This is a genomic window from Actinoallomurus sp. NPDC052274 (assembly GCF_040679475.1).
Classification (GTDB): domain Bacteria; phylum Actinomycetota; class Actinomycetes; order Streptosporangiales; family Streptosporangiaceae; genus Actinoallomurus; species Actinoallomurus liliacearum.
In genome coordinates, this window is sequence record NZ_JBFAUT010000067.1 from 17080 (window position 1) to 37389 (window position 20310).

At 72.1% G+C, this 20310-nt stretch carries 14 protein-coding genes; 10 read left to right on the plus strand and 4 right to left on the minus strand.

All coding sequences use genetic code 11. The features are described from left to right. Positions 1 to 67 precede the first annotated feature (67 nt). Both AB0K82_RS37610 and AB0K82_RS37615 read right to left on the minus strand, forming a co-directional pair. Positions 68 to 1132 carry an ABC transporter permease gene (locus AB0K82_RS37610; protein ID WP_364406365.1) on the minus strand — a complete coding sequence of 355 codons (1065 nt, stop codon included), beginning with the start codon at positions 1130 to 1132 and terminating at the stop codon, positions 68 to 70. Beyond that, complete coding sequence (locus AB0K82_RS37615) at positions 1129 to 2031, minus strand: ABC transporter ATP-binding protein (protein ID WP_364406368.1); 903 nt, start codon at positions 2029 to 2031, stop codon at positions 1129 to 1131. Before AB0K82_RS37615 ends, AB0K82_RS37610 begins: the two co-directional genes overlap by 4 nt. A gap of 188 nt (positions 2032 to 2219) precedes the next feature. Here AB0K82_RS37615 and AB0K82_RS37620 point away from each other — a divergent pair, with 188 nt between their 5' ends. The 6 genes from AB0K82_RS37620 (at position 2220) to AB0K82_RS37645 (ending at position 9371) form a co-directional block, all read left to right on the plus strand. Beyond that, positions 2220 to 4313 carry a DNA topoisomerase IV subunit B gene (locus AB0K82_RS37620; protein WP_364406371.1) on the plus strand — a complete coding sequence of 698 codons (2094 nt, stop codon included), beginning with the start codon at positions 2220 to 2222 and terminating at the stop codon, positions 4311 to 4313. A gap of 1476 nt (positions 4314 to 5789) precedes the next feature. Next, positions 5790 to 6266, plus strand: coding sequence for a hypothetical protein (locus AB0K82_RS37625; RefSeq protein WP_364406374.1), 477 nt, complete (start codon positions 5790 to 5792; stop codon positions 6264 to 6266). Next, on the plus strand, positions 6263 to 7426 hold the full coding sequence (locus AB0K82_RS37630; RefSeq protein WP_364406377.1) for a histidine kinase: 1164 nt from the start codon (positions 6263 to 6265) through the stop codon (positions 7424 to 7426). The genes AB0K82_RS37625 and AB0K82_RS37630 overlap by 4 nt, the downstream gene beginning before the upstream one ends. Positions 7427 to 7475: 49 nt before the next feature. Next, complete coding sequence (locus tag AB0K82_RS37635) at positions 7476 to 8132, plus strand: response regulator transcription factor (RefSeq protein ID WP_364406380.1); 657 nt, start codon at positions 7476 to 7478, stop codon at positions 8130 to 8132. 155 nt (positions 8133 to 8287) lie between these two features. Continuing rightward, complete coding sequence (locus AB0K82_RS37640) at positions 8288 to 8644, plus strand: hypothetical protein (protein WP_252778589.1); 357 nt, start codon at positions 8288 to 8290, stop codon at positions 8642 to 8644. Positions 8645 to 8831: 187 nt separating this feature from the next. Continuing rightward, positions 8832 to 9371, plus strand: coding sequence for a GNAT family N-acetyltransferase (locus AB0K82_RS37645; protein WP_364406383.1), 540 nt, complete (start codon positions 8832 to 8834; stop codon positions 9369 to 9371). A gap of 51 nt (positions 9372 to 9422) precedes the next feature. On the opposite strand, the gene AB0K82_RS37650 is transcribed toward AB0K82_RS37645, so the two are convergent. Further along, the gene (locus AB0K82_RS37650; RefSeq protein ID WP_364406386.1) at positions 9423 to 11957 is read right to left on the minus strand and encodes a DNA topoisomerase IV subunit A; all 2535 of its coding nucleotides are present in this window, start codon (positions 11955 to 11957) and stop codon (positions 9423 to 9425) included. A gap of 113 nt (positions 11958 to 12070) precedes the next feature. On the opposite strand from AB0K82_RS37650, the gene AB0K82_RS37655 reads away from it, so the two are divergent. From AB0K82_RS37655 to AB0K82_RS37665, 3 genes are all read left to right on the plus strand, one after another. Then, complete coding sequence (locus tag AB0K82_RS37655) at positions 12071 to 12550, plus strand: MarR family transcriptional regulator (RefSeq protein ID WP_364406389.1); 480 nt, start codon at positions 12071 to 12073, stop codon at positions 12548 to 12550. Positions 12551 to 12852: 302 nt separating this feature from the next. Next, positions 12853 to 14013: an alpha-hydroxy-acid oxidizing protein gene (locus AB0K82_RS37660; protein WP_364406392.1), complete on the plus strand. Its 1161-nt coding sequence runs from the start codon at positions 12853 to 12855 to the stop codon at positions 14011 to 14013. Between the two features lie 63 nt (positions 14014 to 14076). Beyond that, on the plus strand, positions 14077 to 16203 hold the full coding sequence (locus AB0K82_RS37665; RefSeq protein WP_364406395.1) for a RecQ family ATP-dependent DNA helicase: 2127 nt from the start codon (positions 14077 to 14079) through the stop codon (positions 16201 to 16203). Between the two features lie 319 nt (positions 16204 to 16522). Here AB0K82_RS37665 and AB0K82_RS37670 read toward each other — a convergent pair whose 3' ends face one another. After that, on the minus strand, positions 16523 to 17419 hold the full coding sequence (locus AB0K82_RS37670; RefSeq protein ID WP_364406398.1) for a sugar kinase: 897 nt from the start codon (positions 17417 to 17419) through the stop codon (positions 16523 to 16525). Between the two features lie 142 nt (positions 17420 to 17561). On the opposite strand from AB0K82_RS37670, the gene AB0K82_RS37675 reads away from it, so the two are divergent. Further along, positions 17562 to 20108: a GNAT family N-acetyltransferase gene (locus tag AB0K82_RS37675; protein ID WP_364406401.1), complete on the plus strand. Its 2547-nt coding sequence runs from the start codon at positions 17562 to 17564 to the stop codon at positions 20106 to 20108. Positions 20109 to 20310: the final 202 nt, after the last annotated feature.

Genomic DNA, 20310 nt, shown 5'->3' on the forward strand with positions numbered 1-20310 from the left:
GCGGGTTCTGTGTACGCCCAGAGCGGAATACCCCCTCAGGTGACAAAAGTCACGGTCACGCCGATTGTCAGATTTGTTCCCAGCGGAACACCCGAACGGCGATCAGTGTGGCCACGACGGCGAATCCCAGCAGGACGCCCATTTGCGGCAGGACGGACGCCGGCCCCTCCCCCCGTACGAGGACCTTGAGCATCCCACTGTTCAGATGCCGCAACGGGAAGATCTCCGAGACGATCCGCAGCCACCGCGGCGCGTCGTCGATGTTGAAGAACGACCCGCCCAGGAAGGCCATCGGCAGCACGACGATCTGCGTGACCCCCTGCGCCGCCTCCTGCGTCTTCGCCCAGGCCCCGATCAGCATTCCGAGGGCGAGGAAGGCCAGCACCCCGCACAGCACCATGGGGATCGCCATCCACCAGTAGTGCGCGAGCTTCAGCCCGAAGAACGGCATGGTCGCCACGCCGATGAACAGCACCGTCTGCACCAGGGCCACGCCCAGGCTGACCACGACCCGCGCGGCGAACACGCTCCGGATCGGCACCGGCGACAGACGCAACCGGCGAAGGAGGCCCTTCGTCCGCCATGTCACGAGTGTGGTGGACGCGCCGAACATGCCGGCCGAGGCGAGGGCCCACCCGAGCAGGCCCGGGGTGATGTACTGGATCGGCTTGAGCGACTTGTCCTCGACCTGCTCGCTCTCCAGCCGGTACTTCGGCGGCCTGCCGGACGCCGCCTGGTTCGCGGCCTGCACCAGGCCCTCGAGCTGCCCCTGGGTGGTGCCCGCCTTGACCTGGTCGGCGGCCGAGTAGTGGATCACCACTTGGTCCCCGCTCTGCTCGATCGCCGCCGAGTAGTCGCCCTTGCGCACCTTCTCCAGAGCGGCGTTCCGGTCGGAGACCGTGGTGAACTTCAGCGACTTGCCGATCCCCGCCCGCATCTCCGCCGGCATCTGGTCCACGATCGACACCGACCCGATCTCCAGGACCTTCGACTTCGGCGTCGACTGCCGGGCGAAGATCCCGCCGATGACCAGCAGGAACAGCAGGGGCAGGGCGATCGTGAAGAACAGCGCGCCCCGGTCCCGGCGGAACCCGAGGAACATCGCCCGCGCCAGGCTCTTGAAACCGCTCACGCCCGATACTCCCGCCCGGTCAGGTTGAGGAAGACGTCTTCGAGAGTGGCGCCCTTGATCTGGACGCCGTCCAGCGCGCCGCGGCCGGCCAGCGCCGATACGACGGAGGAGGGGTCACGGGTCGCGATGACGAGCGAGACGCCGTCGTCGGTGACGTCGTCCACGCCCGGCAGCGCACGGGCCTCCGCCTCGCTCAGCACGCCGCTGGCCACGCCGATCCGCGTCGCGGCCTCCAGGCCGCGGACCAGCGCGGCGGGCGGGCCGCTCTGCAGGATCCGGCCCCGATCGATGATCGCCACCCGGTCGCACAGCGTCTCGGCCTCGTCCATGTAGTGCGTCGTGAGGACGACCGTGCGGCCTTCCGTGTTGATCGCCCGCAGGACGTCCCACAGGTTGCGGCGCGCCTGAGGGTCCAGCGCCGCCGTCGGCTCGTCGAGGAACACCAGTTCCGGCTCGTGCACCAGCGCGCAGGCGATGGACAGCCGCTGCGCCTGGCCGCCGGACAGTTTCTCCACCGGCGTGTCCGCCTTCTCCGTCAGGCCGACCGTCTCCAGCATCGCGTCGGCCTTGCGGTCCGGCACCCCGTACAGCGAGCCGAAGGTCCGCAGCTGCTCGCGCGCGGTCAGCCGTTCGAAGAAGGAGGAGGCCTGCAACTGCACCCCGATCCTCGGCAGCAGCTCGGGATCGCGCGGCCACGGCGACCGGCCGAGCACCGACACCTCACCGCCGTCCGCCTGGCGCAATCCCTCGATGATCTCGAGAGTCGTCGTCTTCCCCGCGCCGTTGGGCCCGAGGATGCCGAAGAACTCTCCCTCCTCGACGGACAGGGTCACTCCGTCGACCGCTTTCACATCGCCGTACCGCTTTCGCAGGTCTTTGGCGACAATCGTGTTGGGCATGGCTGAAGATTAGAAAGGCATTGATCACCGAACACCCCCCCTGTCGGTGGATTCCACCGTCTGGACCGTCCTGCGGCCGTCTCCGCCTGAGGGTGGAGGACGTACCGGACCGGCGCGCCGATCCGCGTAGTGTCGGTCCCGGCGGGTAGCCTGCTGCCCGCACGTCCTACCCCCGAGGAGCACAGCCGTTGACCGCCGCCACCATCACCGCTGAGGACCCGCACGGATACACCGCGCGGCACCTGTCGGTGCTCGAAGGTCTCGAGGCCGTCCGCAAGCGGCCCGGGATGTACATCGGGTCGACCGACAGCCGCGGCCTCATGCACTGCCTATGGGAGATCATCGACAACTCCGTCGATGAGGCGCTCGGCGGTCACTGTTCGCGCATCGACGTCTTCCTGCACGCCGACGGCTCGATGGAGGTCCGCGACGACGGCCGCGGCATTCCGGTCGACGTCGAGCCCAAGACCGGGCTCACCGGCGTCGAGCTGGTCATGACCCGGCTGCACGCGGGCGGCAAGTTCGGCGGCATCTCCTACACCGCCTCCGGCGGCCTGCACGGCGTCGGCGCGTCCGTGGTCAACGCCCTGTCGGCCCGGCTCGACGTCGAGGTCGACCGCGACGGCCACACCCACGCGATGAGCTTCAAGCGCGGCCTGCCCGGCGACTTCGCCGCCGAGGGGCCCGACGCCAAGTTCACCAAGAAGCCGGCGAAGCAGCGGGGGCTGCACCAGACCAAGCGGGTCGCCAAGCGCATCGTCGGCACCCGCGTGCGCTTCTGGCCCGACCGTCAGATCTTCCTCAAGGACGCCGCGATCGCCGGCGACACCGTCGTCGACCGCATGCGCCAGACGGCCTTCCTCGTGCCCGGGCTGACCATCACCGTCCGCGACGAGCGGGGCGAGGAGCCCGTCGAGCACGAGTTCCGGTTCGACGGCGGCATCAGCGAGTTCTGCGACCATCTCGCGAGCGACCCGCCGGTCTGCGACGTGCTGCGCATCCAGGGCCGCGGCCACTTCACCGAGACGGTTCCGGTCCTCGACGAACAGGGCCACCTCACCCCGACCGACGTCGAGCGTGACATCGACGTCGACGTCGCGCTGCGGTGGGGCGGCGGCTACGACACGATCACCCGGTCGTTCGTCAACGTGATCGCCACGCCCAAGCACGGCACGCACGTCACCGGCTTCGACCGCGCCCTCGTCAAGGTCATCAACGACCAGTTGCGCGCCACCAAGCTGCTGAAGAACAGCGACGAGCCGGTCATCAAGGACGACATCCTCGAGGGCCTCACCGCCGTCGTCACCGTGCGCCTGCCGGAGCCGCAGTTCGAGGGCCAGACCAAGGAGGTCCTCGGCACCTCGGCCGCCACCCGCATCGTCACCCAGGTCGTCTCCCGGGAGCTCAAGGAGGCATTCGACAGCCCGAAGCGCGGTCAGAAGCAGCAGATGCGCGCCGTCCTGGAAAAGATCGTCGCGGCGTCCAAGGCGCGCATCGCCGCCCGCCAGCAGCGGGAGAACCAGCGCCGCAAGAGCGCCCTGGAGAACTCCGCGCTCCCCGCCAAGCTGGTCGACTGCCGCACCGCCGACGACCGCAGCGAGCTGTTCATCGTCGAGGGCGACTCGGCGCTCGGCACCGCCAAACTCGCGCGCAACTCCGAGTTCCAGGCGCTGCTGCCGATCCGCGGCAAGATCCTCAACGTGCAGAAGGCGTCCGTCGCCGACATGCTCAAGAACGCCGAGTGCGCCTCCATCATCCAGGTCATCGGTGCCGGCTCCGGCCGCACCTTCGACCTCGACTCCGCGCGCTACGGCCGCATCATCCTGATGGCCGACGCGGACGTGGACGGCGCGCACATCCGGTGCCTCCTCCTCACGCTGCTCCACCGCTATATGCGGCCGATGCTCGAGGCCGGACGCGTCTTCGCCGCCGTTCCGCCGCTGCACCGGATCGAGCTCGTCAAGCCCAAGAAGGGCCAGGACAAGCACATCTACACCTACTCCGACGCCGAGTTGCGCAAGAAGCTCGTCGAGTTCGAGCGCCGCAACGTCCGGTGGAAGGAGCCGATCCAGCGCTACAAGGGCCTCGGTGAGATGGACGCCGACCAGCTCGCCGAGACGACCATGGATCCGCGCCACCGGATGCTTCGCCGCGTCCGCATCGAGGACGCCCAGGAGGCGGAGAACATCTTCAACCTGCTGATGGGGTCCGAGGTCGCACCGCGCCGCCAGTTCATCGCCGCCGGCGCCGCCGAACTCGACGACTCCCGCATCGACATCTGACACCGCGCCGCGCCCGCCGGCCACCATGCCCGGCGGGCGCAACGTACCTTTCGTGGTCGGCACCGACGCCTGGTCTCCGTTCCGCCCGAAGCCGACGCTCGCTCCGGGACACGAGCGCCTCGCCCACCCCTGCAGCGAAGCCGCTCGCCATCGCCTGCCCGAGCGGGCGAGCCGGAATGCTCGGTGAAGGTGGTCGTGGGGCTGTCGTCTCGCGTCGTCTGTGTTGTTTCACGGTCGTGGTCGCCGAGCCTTTGGTGCGCTCGGCGACCGCCGGTTAGCCCGCTCGGCGGCGCCCGCTTCGTGTCCGGCATTGGTGCCCGTTTCGGGCCCGGCGTCGGTGTCTGGTCGCGGGTTCGGTCTGGGGTTGACATTCGCTTCGGGGGGTGAGCGGCTCGCCCATGCCTTTGCGGCGAGGTCGTTCGGCGTCGTGTGCTCGAGCGGGCGAGTCTGATTGCTCGGTGAAGGTGGTCGTGGGGCTGTCGTCTCGCGTCGTATGTGTCGTTTTCCGGCCGCGGTCGCCGAGCCCTTCGTACGCTCGGCGGCCGCCTAAGGCGGACTGCCGGGCGGGCGAACGCGCGGCTCTGGGGGCGCGATCGGGCGACTATCGGGGTGGCGTGGGCAGACTGCGTCTGCTGGGTGGTTGTTCGACGTCGTGGCCTTCCTGTTGGCCTCGGTAGGTGAACCGAATGCTCGGCGAAGGTTCTCGGAGGCCGGTCGTTTCTGGTGATTGATGCCGCTTCGCGGTCGTGGTCGCCGAGCGTTTCGTGCGCTCGGCAACCGCTGGTCAGCACGCTAGGCGGGAACGGCGTCCGTTTCGCGCTCGGTGGGAGCGACGTGCGCTTCGGGTCAGGCGGGAGCGGCATGCGTTTCCCGTCAGGCGGGAGCGGCGTGCGCTTCGCGTTCGGCGTCGGTGTCCGTTTCGCGTTCGGCGTCGGTGTCTGGTCGCGGGCTGGCCTGGGGTTGATGTTTGCTTCGGGGTGGGCGGCTCGCCGATGCCTGTGGCGGGGTTGTTCGGTGTCGTGTGCGTGGTCGGTGAGCTGATTGCTCGGTGAGGGTGGTGGTGGGGCTGTTGTTCTGCGTCGTCTGTGGTGTTTTCGCCATCGCGGTCGCCGAGCCTTTGGAGCGCTCGGCCGCCGCTGAACACGCGACCCTGGGTCCGCCGGCGGCCGAGGGCGTGGGCCGGAGTCGGCTGTGTGTGCAGGGTGTGGTTCGGGGTCCGCAAGGCCGTCGAGCGAGGGACCCGGGGTGGCGTGGTCTGGGGTCCGCGCGGCCGTTGAACGAGGGACGCCGGGTCGTCTGGTCTGGGGTCCGCAGGGTCGTCGAGCGAGGGACCCGGGGTGGCGTGGTGTGGGGTCTGCGGGGCTGTTGGACGCGGGGTGCCGGGGCGCGTGGTGGGTCTCCACCCGGGGGTGGAGGGCGTCGGGATCCAACCCGGCTCCGATCCGTCTCGGTCGGCGGATCCCTACCGTCGAGGCCATGCACGAGCTACTCAACGGGCTGATCGTCGTCGCCGTCGTCGTCTTCGTGATCGTCCGCCGGTTCACGGCGCGGCGCGTCGACGAGTCGCGGTTCCTCGTCCTGCCGCTGATTCTCGCCGTCATCGGCCTGACCCGCGGGAACCCCCTCGACACCCACCACCAGATGCTCAGCGCCGGGCTGCTGGCCGGGGAGATCCTCGCCGCTCTGCTGCTCGGCCTCGGGCTCGGCGCGACCATGCGCGTCTGGCGCGCGTCCGACGGCTCGCTGTGGAGCCGGGGCACGTGGGCGACGTTCGGCGTCTTCCTCGCGTCCGTCGCCGTGCGGGGCGGCATGGGGGCGGTCGGCTATGTGGCGGGGGTCAAGACCGGCAGCGGAGCCATCCTCCTGTCGGTCGCCGCCTGGATGCTCACCCAGAACGCCGTACTGATGTGGCGGACGCGCACGCTGCCGGTGCGGGTTAGCGTAAATCTGTGATCGGAGAGCGGTTCGGCCGTGACCTGCGCGCCTCGGCGGGTTCGGTGTACGCGGCGATCGGCGGGAGGGAGGGCGGGGAACGCCCGCTGCTCCGGGTCGTCGCGCTCGTGGCGGGGCTCGTCTGGTTCTGCTACGCGATGCTGCACGGACCCCGGCGGCCCGGTCTGGGCTCGCAGCCCGCGGACCTCGTACTCACGGTCGGGGTCTTCGCCGGGGTGCTCTGTCTCGTCCTGGGCATCGTCGCGTACCGGCGCGGCTGGCCGTACGGCCATCTCTTCTACATGGCGAGCGCGGGCGCGGGCGTCCTGCTGTACCTGCTCGCGCCGAACAGGCCGGGCAGCACGCTGCTCTTCGTGGCGTGCGGGTTCGTGTCGTCGCAGTACTCGACCCGACGGGCGTGGCCGACGGTCATCGTGGCGGGGTTCGGAGTCGGTTTCGGCATCGAACTGCAGCACCGGTCGCTCGGTGATCTTTGGACGATCGTCGGCCTGGTCGGCATGTTCGCGGCGCTTCGCGCGGCCAGAGCGCAGGAGGCGGCGAAGCGGACCGAGCAGCAGAATCTCGTGCTGGCCGAACGCGCCCACATCGCCCGGGAGATCCACGACATCCTCGCGCACTCTCTGTCCGCGCAGCTCGTCCACCTGGAGGGCGCCCGGTTGCTGATCGCCAACGGTCGGAGCGAGGAGGCCCTCGACCGGGTGGAACGCGCGCGCGGCCTGGCGCGCAGCGGCCTGGAGGAGACCCGCCGGGCGCTGGCCACCCTGCGCGGGGACATCCCCCCGACCGACGAGGTGCTGCGAGAGCTCGCCGACGAGCATCGGTCGATCGCCGACGCCCGCTGCGAGGTGACGATCACGGGGCAGCCGCGCGAACTGGAGCCCAAGGCGGGCCTGGCGATCATCCGTACGGCCCAGGAGGCGCTGACGAACGCCCGTAAGCACGCCCCGGGGGCGGACGTCGCCGTCGACCTTCGCTATCTCGAGCGCTGGTGCGAGCTGGAGGTACGGGACACGGGCGGGCAGGGGCCCGGTCCGCTCGCGGCCACCGGGAGCGGCTACGGTCTGGTCGGGATGCGCGAGCGCGCGGAGCTGATCGGTGGCGCGCTGGAGGCGGGTCCGGAGGAGAAGGGATTCAGAGTGTTGCTCAGGGTGCCGCTGTGACGCGCGCGGGTTTCGGAGCGCCGTACGGGGTGTCGCTCGGAGCGCGGCCGTGACGCGCGTGCTGGTGGTCGACGACCAGACGGTGGTGCGTGACGGCCTCGTGCTGCTGCTCGGGCTGTTGCCGGGCATCGAGGTGGTCGGGTCGGCGGCCGACGGCGAGGAGGCGGTACGCCTGGTCGACGAGCACGAACCGGAGGTCGTGCTGATGGACCTGCGGATGCCGCGCGTGGACGGGGTGGAGGCCACGCGGCGGATCAAGGCGGCCCACCCGGCGGTGCAGGTCGTCGTGCTGACGACGTACAGCGACGACGAGTCGGTGTTCGCCGCCCTGCAGGCGGGTGCGCGCGGGTACCTGACGAAGGACGCCGGTGCGGAGGAGATCGCACGGGCCATCGCGACCGTCCGGGACGGGGCGGCGCAGCTGGACCCGTCCGTGCAGCGGCGGCTCGTCGACGCGCTCACCGCCGGGGGACAACCACAGCGCCGCCGGAAGGGCGACCTGCCGGACGGCCTGACCCAGCGCGAGGCGGAGGTCCTGGCGCTGATCGCCGAGGGGAAGTCGAACGCGGAGATCGCCCGCGAGCTGTTCATCAGCGAGGCGACCGTCAAGACCCACATCAACAACCTGTTCGCCAAGGCGGGGCTACGCGACCGGGCGCAGGCGGTGACGTACGCCTACAGGAACGGACTTGCCTCGCCGAAGTGATCCGCCCGGCCGGGGGCGCAGCGGCAACAGGGGCTCATTGAAAGGCAAGGGGTCGGTGTGTTTCCGGCCGTCGGCTGACATTGGCGGTGACAGTGGGTCCTTTGTCGACTACTGTGCGCGATTGGTCGGACTGAATGCCTTTCCAAGGAGGCCGCATGCGGAATTCCCGCATGATCGCTGAATGCCTGCGTCGTCACGCCTGGTGGCGACTCAATCGAGCCGACGCACGCGATGACGGGCGGAACGCGCGAAGCGCGGTCGCCCTTCTCGACGCCGCGGCGTACGCCGCGGACCTTCCGGACGACGCGGCGGTCATCACCCGTCTCGCCGCGGCCGGGTGTTTCTCGGGTGACGAGTTCCGGCTGAACGAGGTGGCCGAGCGCATCGTGCGCTTCTGGCACTACGAGGAGGTGATGGGCGGGCCGGCCGACCTGCTGACGGCCATCGCGGAGACCGTGCAACCTCCCAAGATCCCCGCGCAGCGGGACGGCGGCCGCTCGCTGCGCCGCTGAGACCGCGGGCTCGCCCGCCAGGCCTCCGTGCCGGGCGGATGATCGGATGCCCGTCCCCATCGGGGGCGGCCGTGATGGCGGGATGTCCGTCTCGATCGGAGCGGCCGTGATGGTGGGGTGCCCGTCTCGATCGGAGCGGCCGTGATGGTGGGATGCCAGTCTCCGCCGCGGGGGCCATGATGGCGGGATGCGCATTCGTTTGGCCCGTGTCGACGAGCTTCCGATCCTCCAGGACATCGAGGTGGCCGCCGGGCGGTGTTTCCGCGACGTCGGCATGCCGGAGGTCGCGGGGGACGAGCCGCTCCCGCTCGCCGAGCTCGCCCGGTATCAGGAGGCGGGGACGGCCTGGGTCGCGGTGGACCCGGCGGATCGGCCGGTGGCGTACCTCGTCGCCGTCCGCATCGACGCCGGAGTGCACGTCGAGCAGGTGTCGGTGCATCCCGACAGCGCGCGGCGGGGGGTGGGCCGATCACTCCTGGACCATGTGGCGGCCTGGGCCGAGGCGGAAGGGGCGCCCGCGCTCACCCTGACGACCTTCGAGGACGTTCCGTGGAACGCCCCGTACTACGTGCGGTGCGGATTCCGGCGGCTGGCCGAGGCCGAGCTCAGCCCCGCGCTGCGGGCGATCCGCCGGCGGGAGGCCGCGCACGGCCTCGACCGGTGGCCTCGCGTCTGCATGACGCGTTCCCTCGGCGACCGCCCCGCGGCGCGGGACGCCGGCCGGTGAAAGAGAGGGGCGGCCCGTGACGGGGCCGCCCCTTCAGTGATCCGCGTGACCTCACTCCGACGGAGGCTGCTCCGCCTCGTCCGTGGACGTCTCCTCCGTAAACGAGGCGCCCGCCTGGGCGGTCGCGTCCGCGGCGCCGAGGGTGACGGGGCCGCCGACCGCGGCGATCGAGGTGGGCAGCTTCTCGCCGGAACCGTCCCGGCGGCCGAGCTCGGTGGGCAGGTCGATCGACTTGCCGGTCATCCCCGCGGCCTTCGCGGGGACCGGGCCGGCCCAGGCGAACAGCAGCGTGTCCTCGCCCTTCAGGAACCGGTGCGCCCGGACGCCGCCGGTCGCCCGGCCCTTCGCCGGGAAGTCGGCGTAGTCGGCCACCTTGATCGCGCCGGTCTGGGTGCCGGGCAGTGCGGTGGAGCTGCCCGCGATCGTGACCACCACCGACTCACGGGCGCCGTCGAAGGCGCCGAACCAGATCACCTTGGCGTCGGCGCCGAGGCGGATGCCGGCCATGCCGCCGGCGGCGCGGCCCTGCGGGCGTACGGACGAGGCGGGGAACCGCAGCAGTTGCGCGTCGCTGGTGATGAACACCAGGTCGTCGTCCTCCGATTCCAGGTGAACGGCGCGGACGACGCGGTCGCCGTCCTTGAGACCGATCACCTCGAACTCGTCGGCGTTCTTCGGATAGTCGGGCGCGACGCGCTTCACGACGCCCTGCTCGGTGCCGAGGGTGAGGCCGCCGGAGTCGAGCGAGGCCAGGCCGACGATCGTCTCATCCTTCTCCAGGGCGACGAACTCGCTGATCGGCGCGCCCCCGGCCAGCGACGGCGCCGTCGCGGTCGGCGGGACGGCCGGGATGTCGATGACGTCCACCCGGATCAGGCGGCCGGTGTTGGTCACCGCGCCGACCTGGCCGCGCGCGGTCGCGGGCACGGCGGAGGTGATCACATCGTGCGCCGCGCGGGACCCGTCGGCGGGCAGCGGCTCGGCGGACATCGTACGGGCGAGCAGGCCGGTGGAGGACAGCAGCACGAAGCACGGGTCGTCGGCGACCTCCAGCGGCACCGCGGCGGTCTTCGTCTCCCCGGAGGACTCGAGCAGGACGGTGCGGCGCGGCGTGCCGTACGTCTTGGCGATCTCGGCGAGCTCGTCGGAGACCACCTTGCGCAGCTTCTTCTCCGACTCGAGGATCGCGGTGAGCTGGGCGATCTCCTTGGTGAGCTGCTTCTTCTCCTTCTCCAGCTCCAGCCGGTCGTACTTGGTGAGGCGGCGCAGCGGCGTGTCGAGGATGTACTGCGCCTGGATCTCCGACAGCTCGAAGACCTCCATCAGCCGCGACCTGGCGGCGGCGGAGTCGTCGCTGCCGCGGATGACCTGGATGACCTCGTCGATGTTGAGCAGCGCGATGACGAGGCCGTCGACCAGGTGCAGCCGGTCCTGGCGCTTCGTGCGGCGGAACATGCTGCGGCGGCGCACGACCTCGATGCGGTGGGCGACGTACACCTGGAGCAGGTCCCGCAGGCCCAGCGTGCGCGGCTGGCCGTCGACCAGCGCGACGTTGTTGATGCCGAACGTCTCCTCCATCGGGGTGAGGCGGTACAGCTCCTCCAGCACCGCCTCGGGGTGGAAGCCGTTCTTGATCTCGATGACGATGCGCAGGCCCTGCTGCCGGTCGGTGAGGTCCTTCAGGTCCGCGATGCCGGCCAGCTTCTTCGCGTTGACGAGGTCCTTGATCTTGGCGACGACGCGCTCCGGGCCGACGGCGTACGGCAGCTCGGTGACGATGATGCCCTTGCGGCGCGGCGTGACCTGCTCGATGTGCGCCGTGGCGCGGGTGCGGAACGTGCCGCGCCCGCTCTCGTACGCGTCGCGGATGCCCTCCAGGCCGACGATCTTGCCGCCGGTGGGCAGGTCGGGGCCGGGCACGAAGCGCATGAGCTCGTCGAGCGACGCCTCGGGGTTGTCGATCAGATGGCGGGCGGCGGAGATCACCTCGGTGAGGTTGTGCGGCGCCATGTTGGTCGCCATCCCGACCGCGATGCCGGAGGCGCCGTTGACCAGGAGGTTCGGGAACGCGGCGGGAAGGACCTCGGGCTCGGTCTCCTGGCCGTCGTAGTTGGGCCGGAACTCGACCGTCTCCTCGTCGATGCTGTCCACCATGAGCATGGCCTCGCGGGCCATGCGGGCCTCGGTGTACCGCATCGCGGCGGGGGAGTCGTCGCCGCCGAGCGAGCCGAAGTTGCCGTGCCCGTCGACGAGGCGCATCCGCATCGCCCACGGCTGGGCGAGGCGGACGAGCGCGTCGTAGATCGCGCTGTCGCCGTGGGGGTGCAGCTTGCCCATCACCTCGCCGACGACGCGGGCGCACTTGACGTGCCCGCGGTCGGGGCGCAGGCCCATCTCGTTCATCGAGTAGAGGATGCGGCGCTGCACGGGCTTGAGCCCGTCGCGCGCGTCCGGAAGCGCCCGCTGGTAGATGACCGAGTAGGCGTACTCGAGATAACTGCCCCGCATCTCCTCGGAGACGTCGACGTCGACGATGTTCTCCTCGAAGTCCGGCGGGGGAGGGGTCTGCGTACCGCGTCGTGCCATGAGGACATTCTTGCCGGTCCCGACGACATCTTTGGCCGCTGTCCCTTTCTTTCGGCATGTCCGTCGCCGGATGCTTGACCAGAGCAAGTCTTGCCATATGCAATACTTTGCCGGTGACAGACCCCTCGCGCGCGCCGCTGGACGCGGAGATCGACGTGTTCCAGACCGCCACGAAGGACCTGGTCGGCGTGACCGTCCGCAGCCTGGAACTGCTGGAAGGGCGGGTGTCCCTCGCCCAGTTCCGGATGCTCGTCGTGCTCGCCGACCTGGGCGCGTCGCCTTCGTCGAAGGTCGCACGAGAACTCGGTCTGGGCGCCTCGTCGGTGACCCGGCTCGCCGATCGTCTCCAGGCGAGCGGCCACGTGGCCCGGGGCCACGATCCGGGCAACCGCAGCATCGTGACGCTGGCGCTCACGCCCTCGGGCCGGCGACTGGTCGATCAGGTCATGCGGTGGCGGCGCGCGGAACTGGCGCGGATCCTCGCTCGGCTCACTCCGTCCGACCGCGCGGTTCTGACCGCCGCGCTGCACCGCTTCCACGAGGCGGTGGGCCGGGACGACGCCGAGGGGCCGCACGGGCCCGTAACGCTGTAAGCCGACCCGGCGAGCGCTGCACGACCTCACCGAGGAGCGGCATCGGGGACGCCACCTGCGCGTCCTCCGGTGGTGGGGCGACGCCTCACGCGCCCGGGACCAGGACGGTCGGTCGGCTCCGCGCGACGGGGGACCGCAGCCGGCATGACGATCGGCGCGGAGCCCCGGCGACGCGCCGGCACTCCTGCGTCCGGCACTCCTGCGTCCGGCACTCCTGCGTCCGGGGCCCCCGCGTCCGCCGCGCCCCGGCGACGTTCCGCTGCCGTCCAAGCGGAGCCTTCCTCCGTACGGAGCCCGATAACGTGATCTCACGTCGTCAGGAGGAGCGCCGCATGTACGCCGACTTCCAGTTCGAGATCTACCTCAACGGCCTGAACGACGTCAGGCCACCGCTGCCGACCGATCTGACCCGTCTCGAGGCGCTGGCCCGCGAGAAACTGCCTCGTGAGGCGTACGACTACGTCGCCGGGTCGGCGGGCACCGGGGACACCGCGGTCGCCAACCGGGAGGCGTTCCGGCGCCGGCGGATCGTCCCGCGCATGCTCCGCGGCGCGGCGGGCGGCGACCTGACCACCCGGGTGCTCGGCACGGACCTGCCCGCCCCGGTCCTGCTCGGCCCGGTCGGGGTGCTGAACATCGTCCACCCGGAGGGGGAGCTGGCGGCGGCGCGGGCCGCGCGGGCCCTCGGGGTGCCGGTCGTCCTGAGCACGGCCGCGTCGCACACCCTGGAGGAGGTGGCCGAGGTCGCGGGTCCCCGCTGGTACCAGCTGTACTGGCCGGGCGACCGCGACCTGGCGGTCAGCCTCCTGCGGCGGGCGCGGGCCGCGGGCTACACCGCCCTCGTCGTCACGCTGGACACCTTCACGCTGGCCTGGCGGCCGTACGACCTCGACAACGCCTACCTGCCGTTCCTGCGCCGCATCGGGATCCAGAACTACCTCGCCGACCCGGTGTTCACCGCCAAGGCCGGCGACGACCCGGTCCTCCACTGGGCCGGCGTCTTCGGGAACCCCGGTCTGACCTGGGACGACCTGGAGTTCCTGCGCGAGCACTGGGACGGCCCGATCGCGCTGAAGGGCATCCAGGCGACCGACGACGCCCGCCGCGCGGTGGACGCGGGCATGGACGGCATCGTCGTGTCCAACCACGGCGGGCGCCAGGTCGACGGCGCCGTCGCCGCCCTCGACACGCTGCCGATCATCGCGCACGCGGTCGGCGACCAGATCGAGGTGCTGTTCGACAGCGGCGTACGGACCGGCGCGGACGTGTTCAAGGCCCTGGCGCTGGGCGCGAAGGCGGTCCTGCTGGGCCGCCCGTACGTGTACGGCCTGGCGCTCGACGGCGAGGACGGCGTCCGGCACGTGCTGCGCTGCCTGCTCGCCGAGCTCGAGCTCACGCTGCGGCTGTCCGGCCACGACCACGTCGCCGCCCTGTCCTCGGACGATCTGCACGAGGTCGGCTGATCCTCCGGGTCCGCACCGCCGATCCGGCCCAGGCCGTCGGCGGGACCTGGTATGCAGGAGCGCATGGCCGACGAAGCACACCCCGACCCTTCCGAAGACGCCCTGCGCGAGGACGCCGAGGCGTGCCTGCGATCGCTCGCCGGCGACCGCGCCCGGCTGCGCGAGGACCAGTGGGCGGCGATCCGCGCCCTGATCGTCGAGCGGCGGCGCGCACTGGTCGTGCAGCGCACCGGGTGGGGCAAGTCGGCGGTCTACTTCGTCGCGACCGCTCTGCTGCGGCGGCGCGGCGCGGGCCCGACCGTGATCGTCAGTCCGCTGCTCGCGCTGATGCGCAACCAGATCGCCGCCGCCGAGCGCGCCGGCATCCACGCCGCGACGATCAACTCGGCCAACCTCGAGGACTGGGAGCGGGTCTACGCCGACGTCCGCGCCGGGGCCGTCGACGTTCTGCTGGTCAGCCCGGAGCGGCTGAACAACCCCGACTTCCGCGACCAGGTCCTGCCCGACCTGGCGGCCGGAGCCGGCCTGGTCGTCGTCGACGAGGCGCACTGCATCTCCGACTGGGGGCACGACTTCCGGCCCGACTACCGGCGGCTGCGCACGCTGCTGGCCGACCTGCCGGCCGGAATCCCGGTCCTGGCCACCACCGCGACCGCCAACGCACGGGTCACGCGGGACGTCGCCGACCAGCTCACCGGCGGATCCGACGCGGAGGCGGCAGAGGCACTCGTCCTGCGCGGCCCGCTGGAGCGCGAGAGCCTGAGCCTGGCGGTCGTCCAGTTGCGGGGCGCAGAGCAACGGCTGGCCTGGCTCGCCGGGCGACTCGACGCGCTGCCCGGCTCGGGGATCATCTACACGCTCACCGTGGCGGCGGCGCACGAGGTCGCCGGGTTCCTGCGCGACCGCGGGTACGCCGTCGCCGCCTACACCGGGCAGACGGAGCAGGCCGAGCGCCTGCAGGCCGAGCAGGACCTGCTCGACAACAAGGTGAAGGCGCTCGTCGCGACCAGCGCGCTCGGCATGGGCTTCGACAAGCCCGACCTCGGGTTCATCGTGCATCTGGGCGCCCCGCAGTCGCCGGTCGCGTACTACCAGCAGATCGGCCGCGCCGGGCGCGGCGTCCAGCGGGCCGAGGTGATCCTGCTGCCGGGCAGGGAGGATCGCGACATCTGGGCGTACTTCGCCGGCCTGGCCTTCCCGCCCGAACCCGTCGTGCGCCAGGCGCTGGGCGCGCTGGAGGAGGCGGGGGGCACGCTGTCCACCGCCGCCCTGGAGACCCGCGTCGACCTGGGGCGCAGCCGCCTGGAGATGATGCTCAAGGTGCTCGACGTCGACGGTGCCGTACGCCGCGTCAAGGGCGGCTGGACCGCGACCGGCACGCCCTGGGCGTACGACCGGGAGCGCTACGAGCGGGTCGCGGCCGAGCGGTCCCGCGAGCAGCGGGCCATGCTCGACTACCTGACCACCGAGTCCTGCCGCATGGAGTTCCTGCGCCGTCAACTCGACGATCCGCAGGCCGCGCCGTGCGGGCGGTGCGACAACTGCACCGGCCGGCACCTGCCCGCGGAGGTCCCCGAAGAGGAGACCGTACGCGCCCGGGAGCGGCTGAGCCGTCCCGGCGTGGAGCTGACACCACGGCGGATGTGGCCCACCGGCATGAAGGCCGAGGGCATCTCCGGGCGCATCCCCGCCGAACTGCAGGCCGAGCCCGGCCGGGCGCTCGGGCGGCTGACGGACATCGGCTGGGGCAACCGGCTGCGCGACCTGCTGGCCGAGGGCGCCCCCGACGCCCCGGTGCCCGACGAGGTCTTCGGCGCGGTGGTCAAGGTGCTCTCGGCCTGGGAGTGGGCGGACCGGCCCGCGGGCGTGCTGGCCATGGCGTCGGCCACCCGGCCGGGGATGATCGCCGACCTGGCCCGCCGCATCGCCGGGATCGGGCGGCTGCCCTATCTCGGTGAGGTCGCGTACGCCGACGGCGGACCCGGTCCGCGCCGCCACAACAGCGCCCAGCGGGTCCGCGCGCTGTGGAACGCCTTCGCCGTCCCCGACTCCGTGCGCTCCCTGACCGGCCCGGTGCTGCTGGTCGACGATCAGGTCGACACCGGCTGGACCATGACGGTCGTGACCCGGCTCCTTCGCGAGACCGGCGCTCCCGCCGTGCTCCCCCTGGTCCTCGCCACCGTCGCCTGACCGTGGCCCCGGCCCCGCGCCGGACGGCGCGGTGCGTCGCCGGCGCGCACACCCGCCGGGCGAACCGGCGGATCGCTGGGCCTGGAGACGTGGTCGGCCGTATCCGGCTCTGCCTGGCGTGGCGGGGGCGGGGAACGGACGTCCCGACGTGGTCGGCCGTACGGCTGCCGGGGCGTCGCCGGCGCGTACGGCCGCCGGGCGCGTCGGCGGATCGCCGGGCGTCGAGGCGCGGTCGGTCGTACCCGGCTCTGCCTGGCGTGGCGTGGCGGGGAACAGGCGTCGGGGCGTGGTCGGCCCCGTACGGCGGTCCGCCGGGGCGTCAGAGGATGGGGCGAGCGCCGAGGTGGCTGATGGCCCGCGCGGCGAGGCGGCAGCCGTTCGCGAGGGCCTCGGCGGGCGGCTTGCCGTCCAGCCAGCCCGGCAGGAACCCGGCGATGAAGGCGTCACCCGCACCGGTGCCGTCGACGATCTCGTCGACCGGCTCGGCGGGCACCCGGACCGGCTCGGCGCCGCGGCCGTTGCTGAACCACAGCGCGCCCTCGGCCTCCATCTTGACGACGACCTGGGCGTACCAGGCGGTCAGGACCTTGGCCGCCTGCTCCGGGTTGTCGCGGCCGGTGAGCACCTCGGCCTGGGAGGCGTTGACGAACAGCAGCCCGGCGCCCTGGGTCCACTCGAGGAACGGCTCGGCGCCGGCCCGCTTGAGGTGGGAGTTGGCGCCGCCGTCCACGGTGATGGACATCTGGGCCTTCTGCGCCAGGTTCATGGCGTGCAGGGCGGCCTGCCGGGACCCCTCGTTGAGCAGGGAGTAACCGGAGATGTGCAGATGCGCGCCGGGACCGAAGAGATCCTGCGGGATGTCGTCGGGGAGCAGTGCGGCGTTCGCGCCGGGGTCGGACAGCATCGTCCGGTCGCCCTTGTGGGTGACCATGACCACACATGTGCCGGTGGGGCGCTCCGGGTCCATGACGAGCCGGGCGTCGACGCCGTAGCCCATCAGCTCCATGTCGCGGTTACGGCCGGCGATGTCGGCCCCGCGCCGCCCGATGAACCCGGACTCGACGCCCTCGACCGCCAGCCAGGCCGCGACGTTGGCACCCGAGCCGCCGCCGTGCATCGACACGTTGGCCGGCGTGTCGCCGCCTTTCGCCAGCGGGAAGGCGGCTCGCGCGACGGCATCGGTCATCAGATCGCCGACCACGACCACGCGCGTCATGACGTCACCCACCTTGTTCCCTGCGGCTGCCGCGCCCCGAACGACGGCCTGCCTGCGTGACCCGGAGAAAAACCTAACAGCTCCCGCTACCCGGGTGGGTCCCGAACCGGCGCGAAATCGGGATCTCCCATACTCTCGACGTGTGCCGTACCCCGATCACTGGGAGGCCGACGTCGTCCTCGCCGACGGCGGGACGGCGCACCTGCGCCCGATCAGGGCCGGTGACGCCGAGCTGCTGCGCGAGTTCTACGCCCGGCTCTCGCCCGAATCGATCTACTACCGTTTCTTCTCACCGCGGCCGCAACTCTCGGACCGTGAGATCGAGCACTTCACGACCGTCGACTACGTCGACCGGGTGGCGCTGATCGCGACCATCGGAGACGCGATGATCGCGGTGGTGCGCTACGACCGCCTCGGCCGCCGGCCGGACGCGCCCGGTGGCGCCGGCGACGGTTCGGCGGGGCCCGACGGGCCCGGCGGGGACATCTGGCGCGCGGCCGTCACGGGGTACACCGCCGCGACGGCCGAATCCGCCGGCACCGCCGAGGTCGCCTTCCTGGTCGAGGACGCCCAGCAGGGCCGCGGCCTGGGCGCCGTGCTGCTGGAGCACATCGCGGCCGCGGCCCGCGAACGCGGCATCCGGCGGTTCATCGCGGACGTCCTGCCGGAGAACCGCCGGATGACCACCGTGTTCCGGGCGGCCGGCTACGAGGCCCAGCAGCGCTTCGAGGACGGCGTGATCCGGTTGACCCTCGACCTGGAGCCGACCGAGACGTCCCGTGAGGTCATGGCCGCCCGCGAGCACCGCGCGGAGTCCCGGTCGATCGAGCGGCTCCTGTTCCCCCGCTCGGTCGCGGTGATCGGCGCCAGCCGGGAGGCGCGCAGCGTCGGCCAGACGGTCCTGCGCAACCTGCTCGGCGGCGACTTCACCGGGCCGGTGTTCCCGGTGAACCCGACGGCGCCGGCGGTGGCGGGCGTCCGCGCCCATCCGACGGTCGCGGCGATCCCCGACCCGGTCGACCTGGCCGTCGTCGCGGTGCCCGGCGAGCACGTCAACGAGGTCGTGGCGCAGTGCGCGGCCAAGGGCGTGCACGGGCTGGTCGTCGTCTCCTCCGGGTTCGGCGAGGCCGGGCCCGAGGGCCGCGCCCGCCAGGACGACCTCGTACGCCTCGCGCGGGCGAACGGCATGCGCGTCGTCGGGCCGAACTGCCTCGGCATCGCCAACAGCGACCCGGCCGTGCGGCTGAACGCCACGCTCGCCCCGACCCTGCCGGGGCGCGGACCGGTCGGCTTCTTCTCCCAGTCCGGCGCGCTGGGGATCACGATCCTGCGCTGGGCCGCCGAGCGCGGACTGGGCCTGTCGACGTTCGTCTCGGCGGGCAACCGCGCCGACGTGTCCGGCAACGACCTGATGCAGTACTGGGAGGAGGACCCGGCCACCGAGGTGATCCTCCTTTACCTGGAGTCGATCGGGAACCCGCGCAAGTTCACCCGCCTGGCGCGGCGCATCAGCCGGGCGAAACCGATCGTCGCCGTCAAGAGCGGGCGTACGACCCAGGGCGTGCCGCTCGGCCACGCGGCGCGGGCGCTGAGCCTGCCCGACCACGCCGTCAGCGCACTGTTCGCGCAGGCCGGCGTCGTACGGGTCGACACGCTCGGCGACCTGTTCGACGTCGCGCAGATCCTGGCCTACCAGCCTCTGCCGACCGGCCGCCGCGTCGCCATCGTCGGCAACTCCAACTCCATCGGCCTGCTCGCCCAGGACGCCGCCACCGCGGCCGACCTCGACCCGCTGCCGCCGGTGGAGCTCGGCCCCGCGGCCGGCCCGGCGGAGTTCGAGGCCGCGCTGGCCGAGATCCTGGCCGACGAGGCGGCCGACGCGGTGGTCACGGTGTTCGCGCCACCGGTACGCGGCGGTCTGGACCCGGAGGTGGCGGCCGCGATCGTCCGGCAGGCGGAGGGCGCCGCCAAGCCGGTCATCGCCACCTATCTCGGCGAGCGCGGCCTGCTGCACGGCAGCGTGCCGTCCTATCCGGCGCCCGAGGACGCCGTCCGGGCCCTGGCGTACGCCGTCCGGTACGCCGAGCGGCGCCGTCGCCCGCCGGGCCGGGTGCCCGACCTGCCCGGCGTCGACCGGGACCGCGCCCGAACGCTGATCGAGGAACTCCTCGCCGCCCCACCCGGCAGCGCCGCGGATCCCGCACCGGTGGAGCGGCGGGAACTCGACCCGGAGCGGACCGCCGAACTGCTCGCCTGCTACGGCATCGAGCCCGCCGACGGTGCCGAGGCGGGGGGCGCAGGGGTCGTCACCCAGATCAGGACGGCCGAGGACCCGTCGTTCGGGGCGATCGTGTCGTTCGGGCTCGCCGATCCGACCGCCGAGCTGCTCGAGGACCGCGCGTACCGGCTGGCGCCGCTGACCGACGTCGAGGCGGCCGGGCTGGTCCGCGCGATCCGCGCCGCGCCGCTGCTCCTGGGACACCGGGGCGCCGAACCCGTCGACGTGGCGGCCCTGGAGCACCTGCTGCTCCGGGCCTCCCGGCTGTCCGACGACCTGCCGGAGGTCGCGCGGCTGGAGCTCGAGGTGGCCGCCCGGACGTCCGGCGCCGTCGTACGCTCCGCGCGCCTGTGGCTGGCCAGACCCCCGGGCCCGCGCATCGACCACGTCCGCCGCCTCAGACCCTCCTGACCGGGACCCCGCCGGGACCCGGGCTCCTCCACGGCTGACCGGGAGCTCGGTTACCGCGCCGCCGAAGAGGACGGATGCCAACGATTCGCCGCTGGCGTGGGCTCTTCTCCGAGCAATCGGTACGGCCTCTCCGGGCGGGCGGTCTCGCGGTCAGGCGGGCTCGGTGGGTTGGGGCGGGGGGATCGGGTCCGGCATCGGCGGG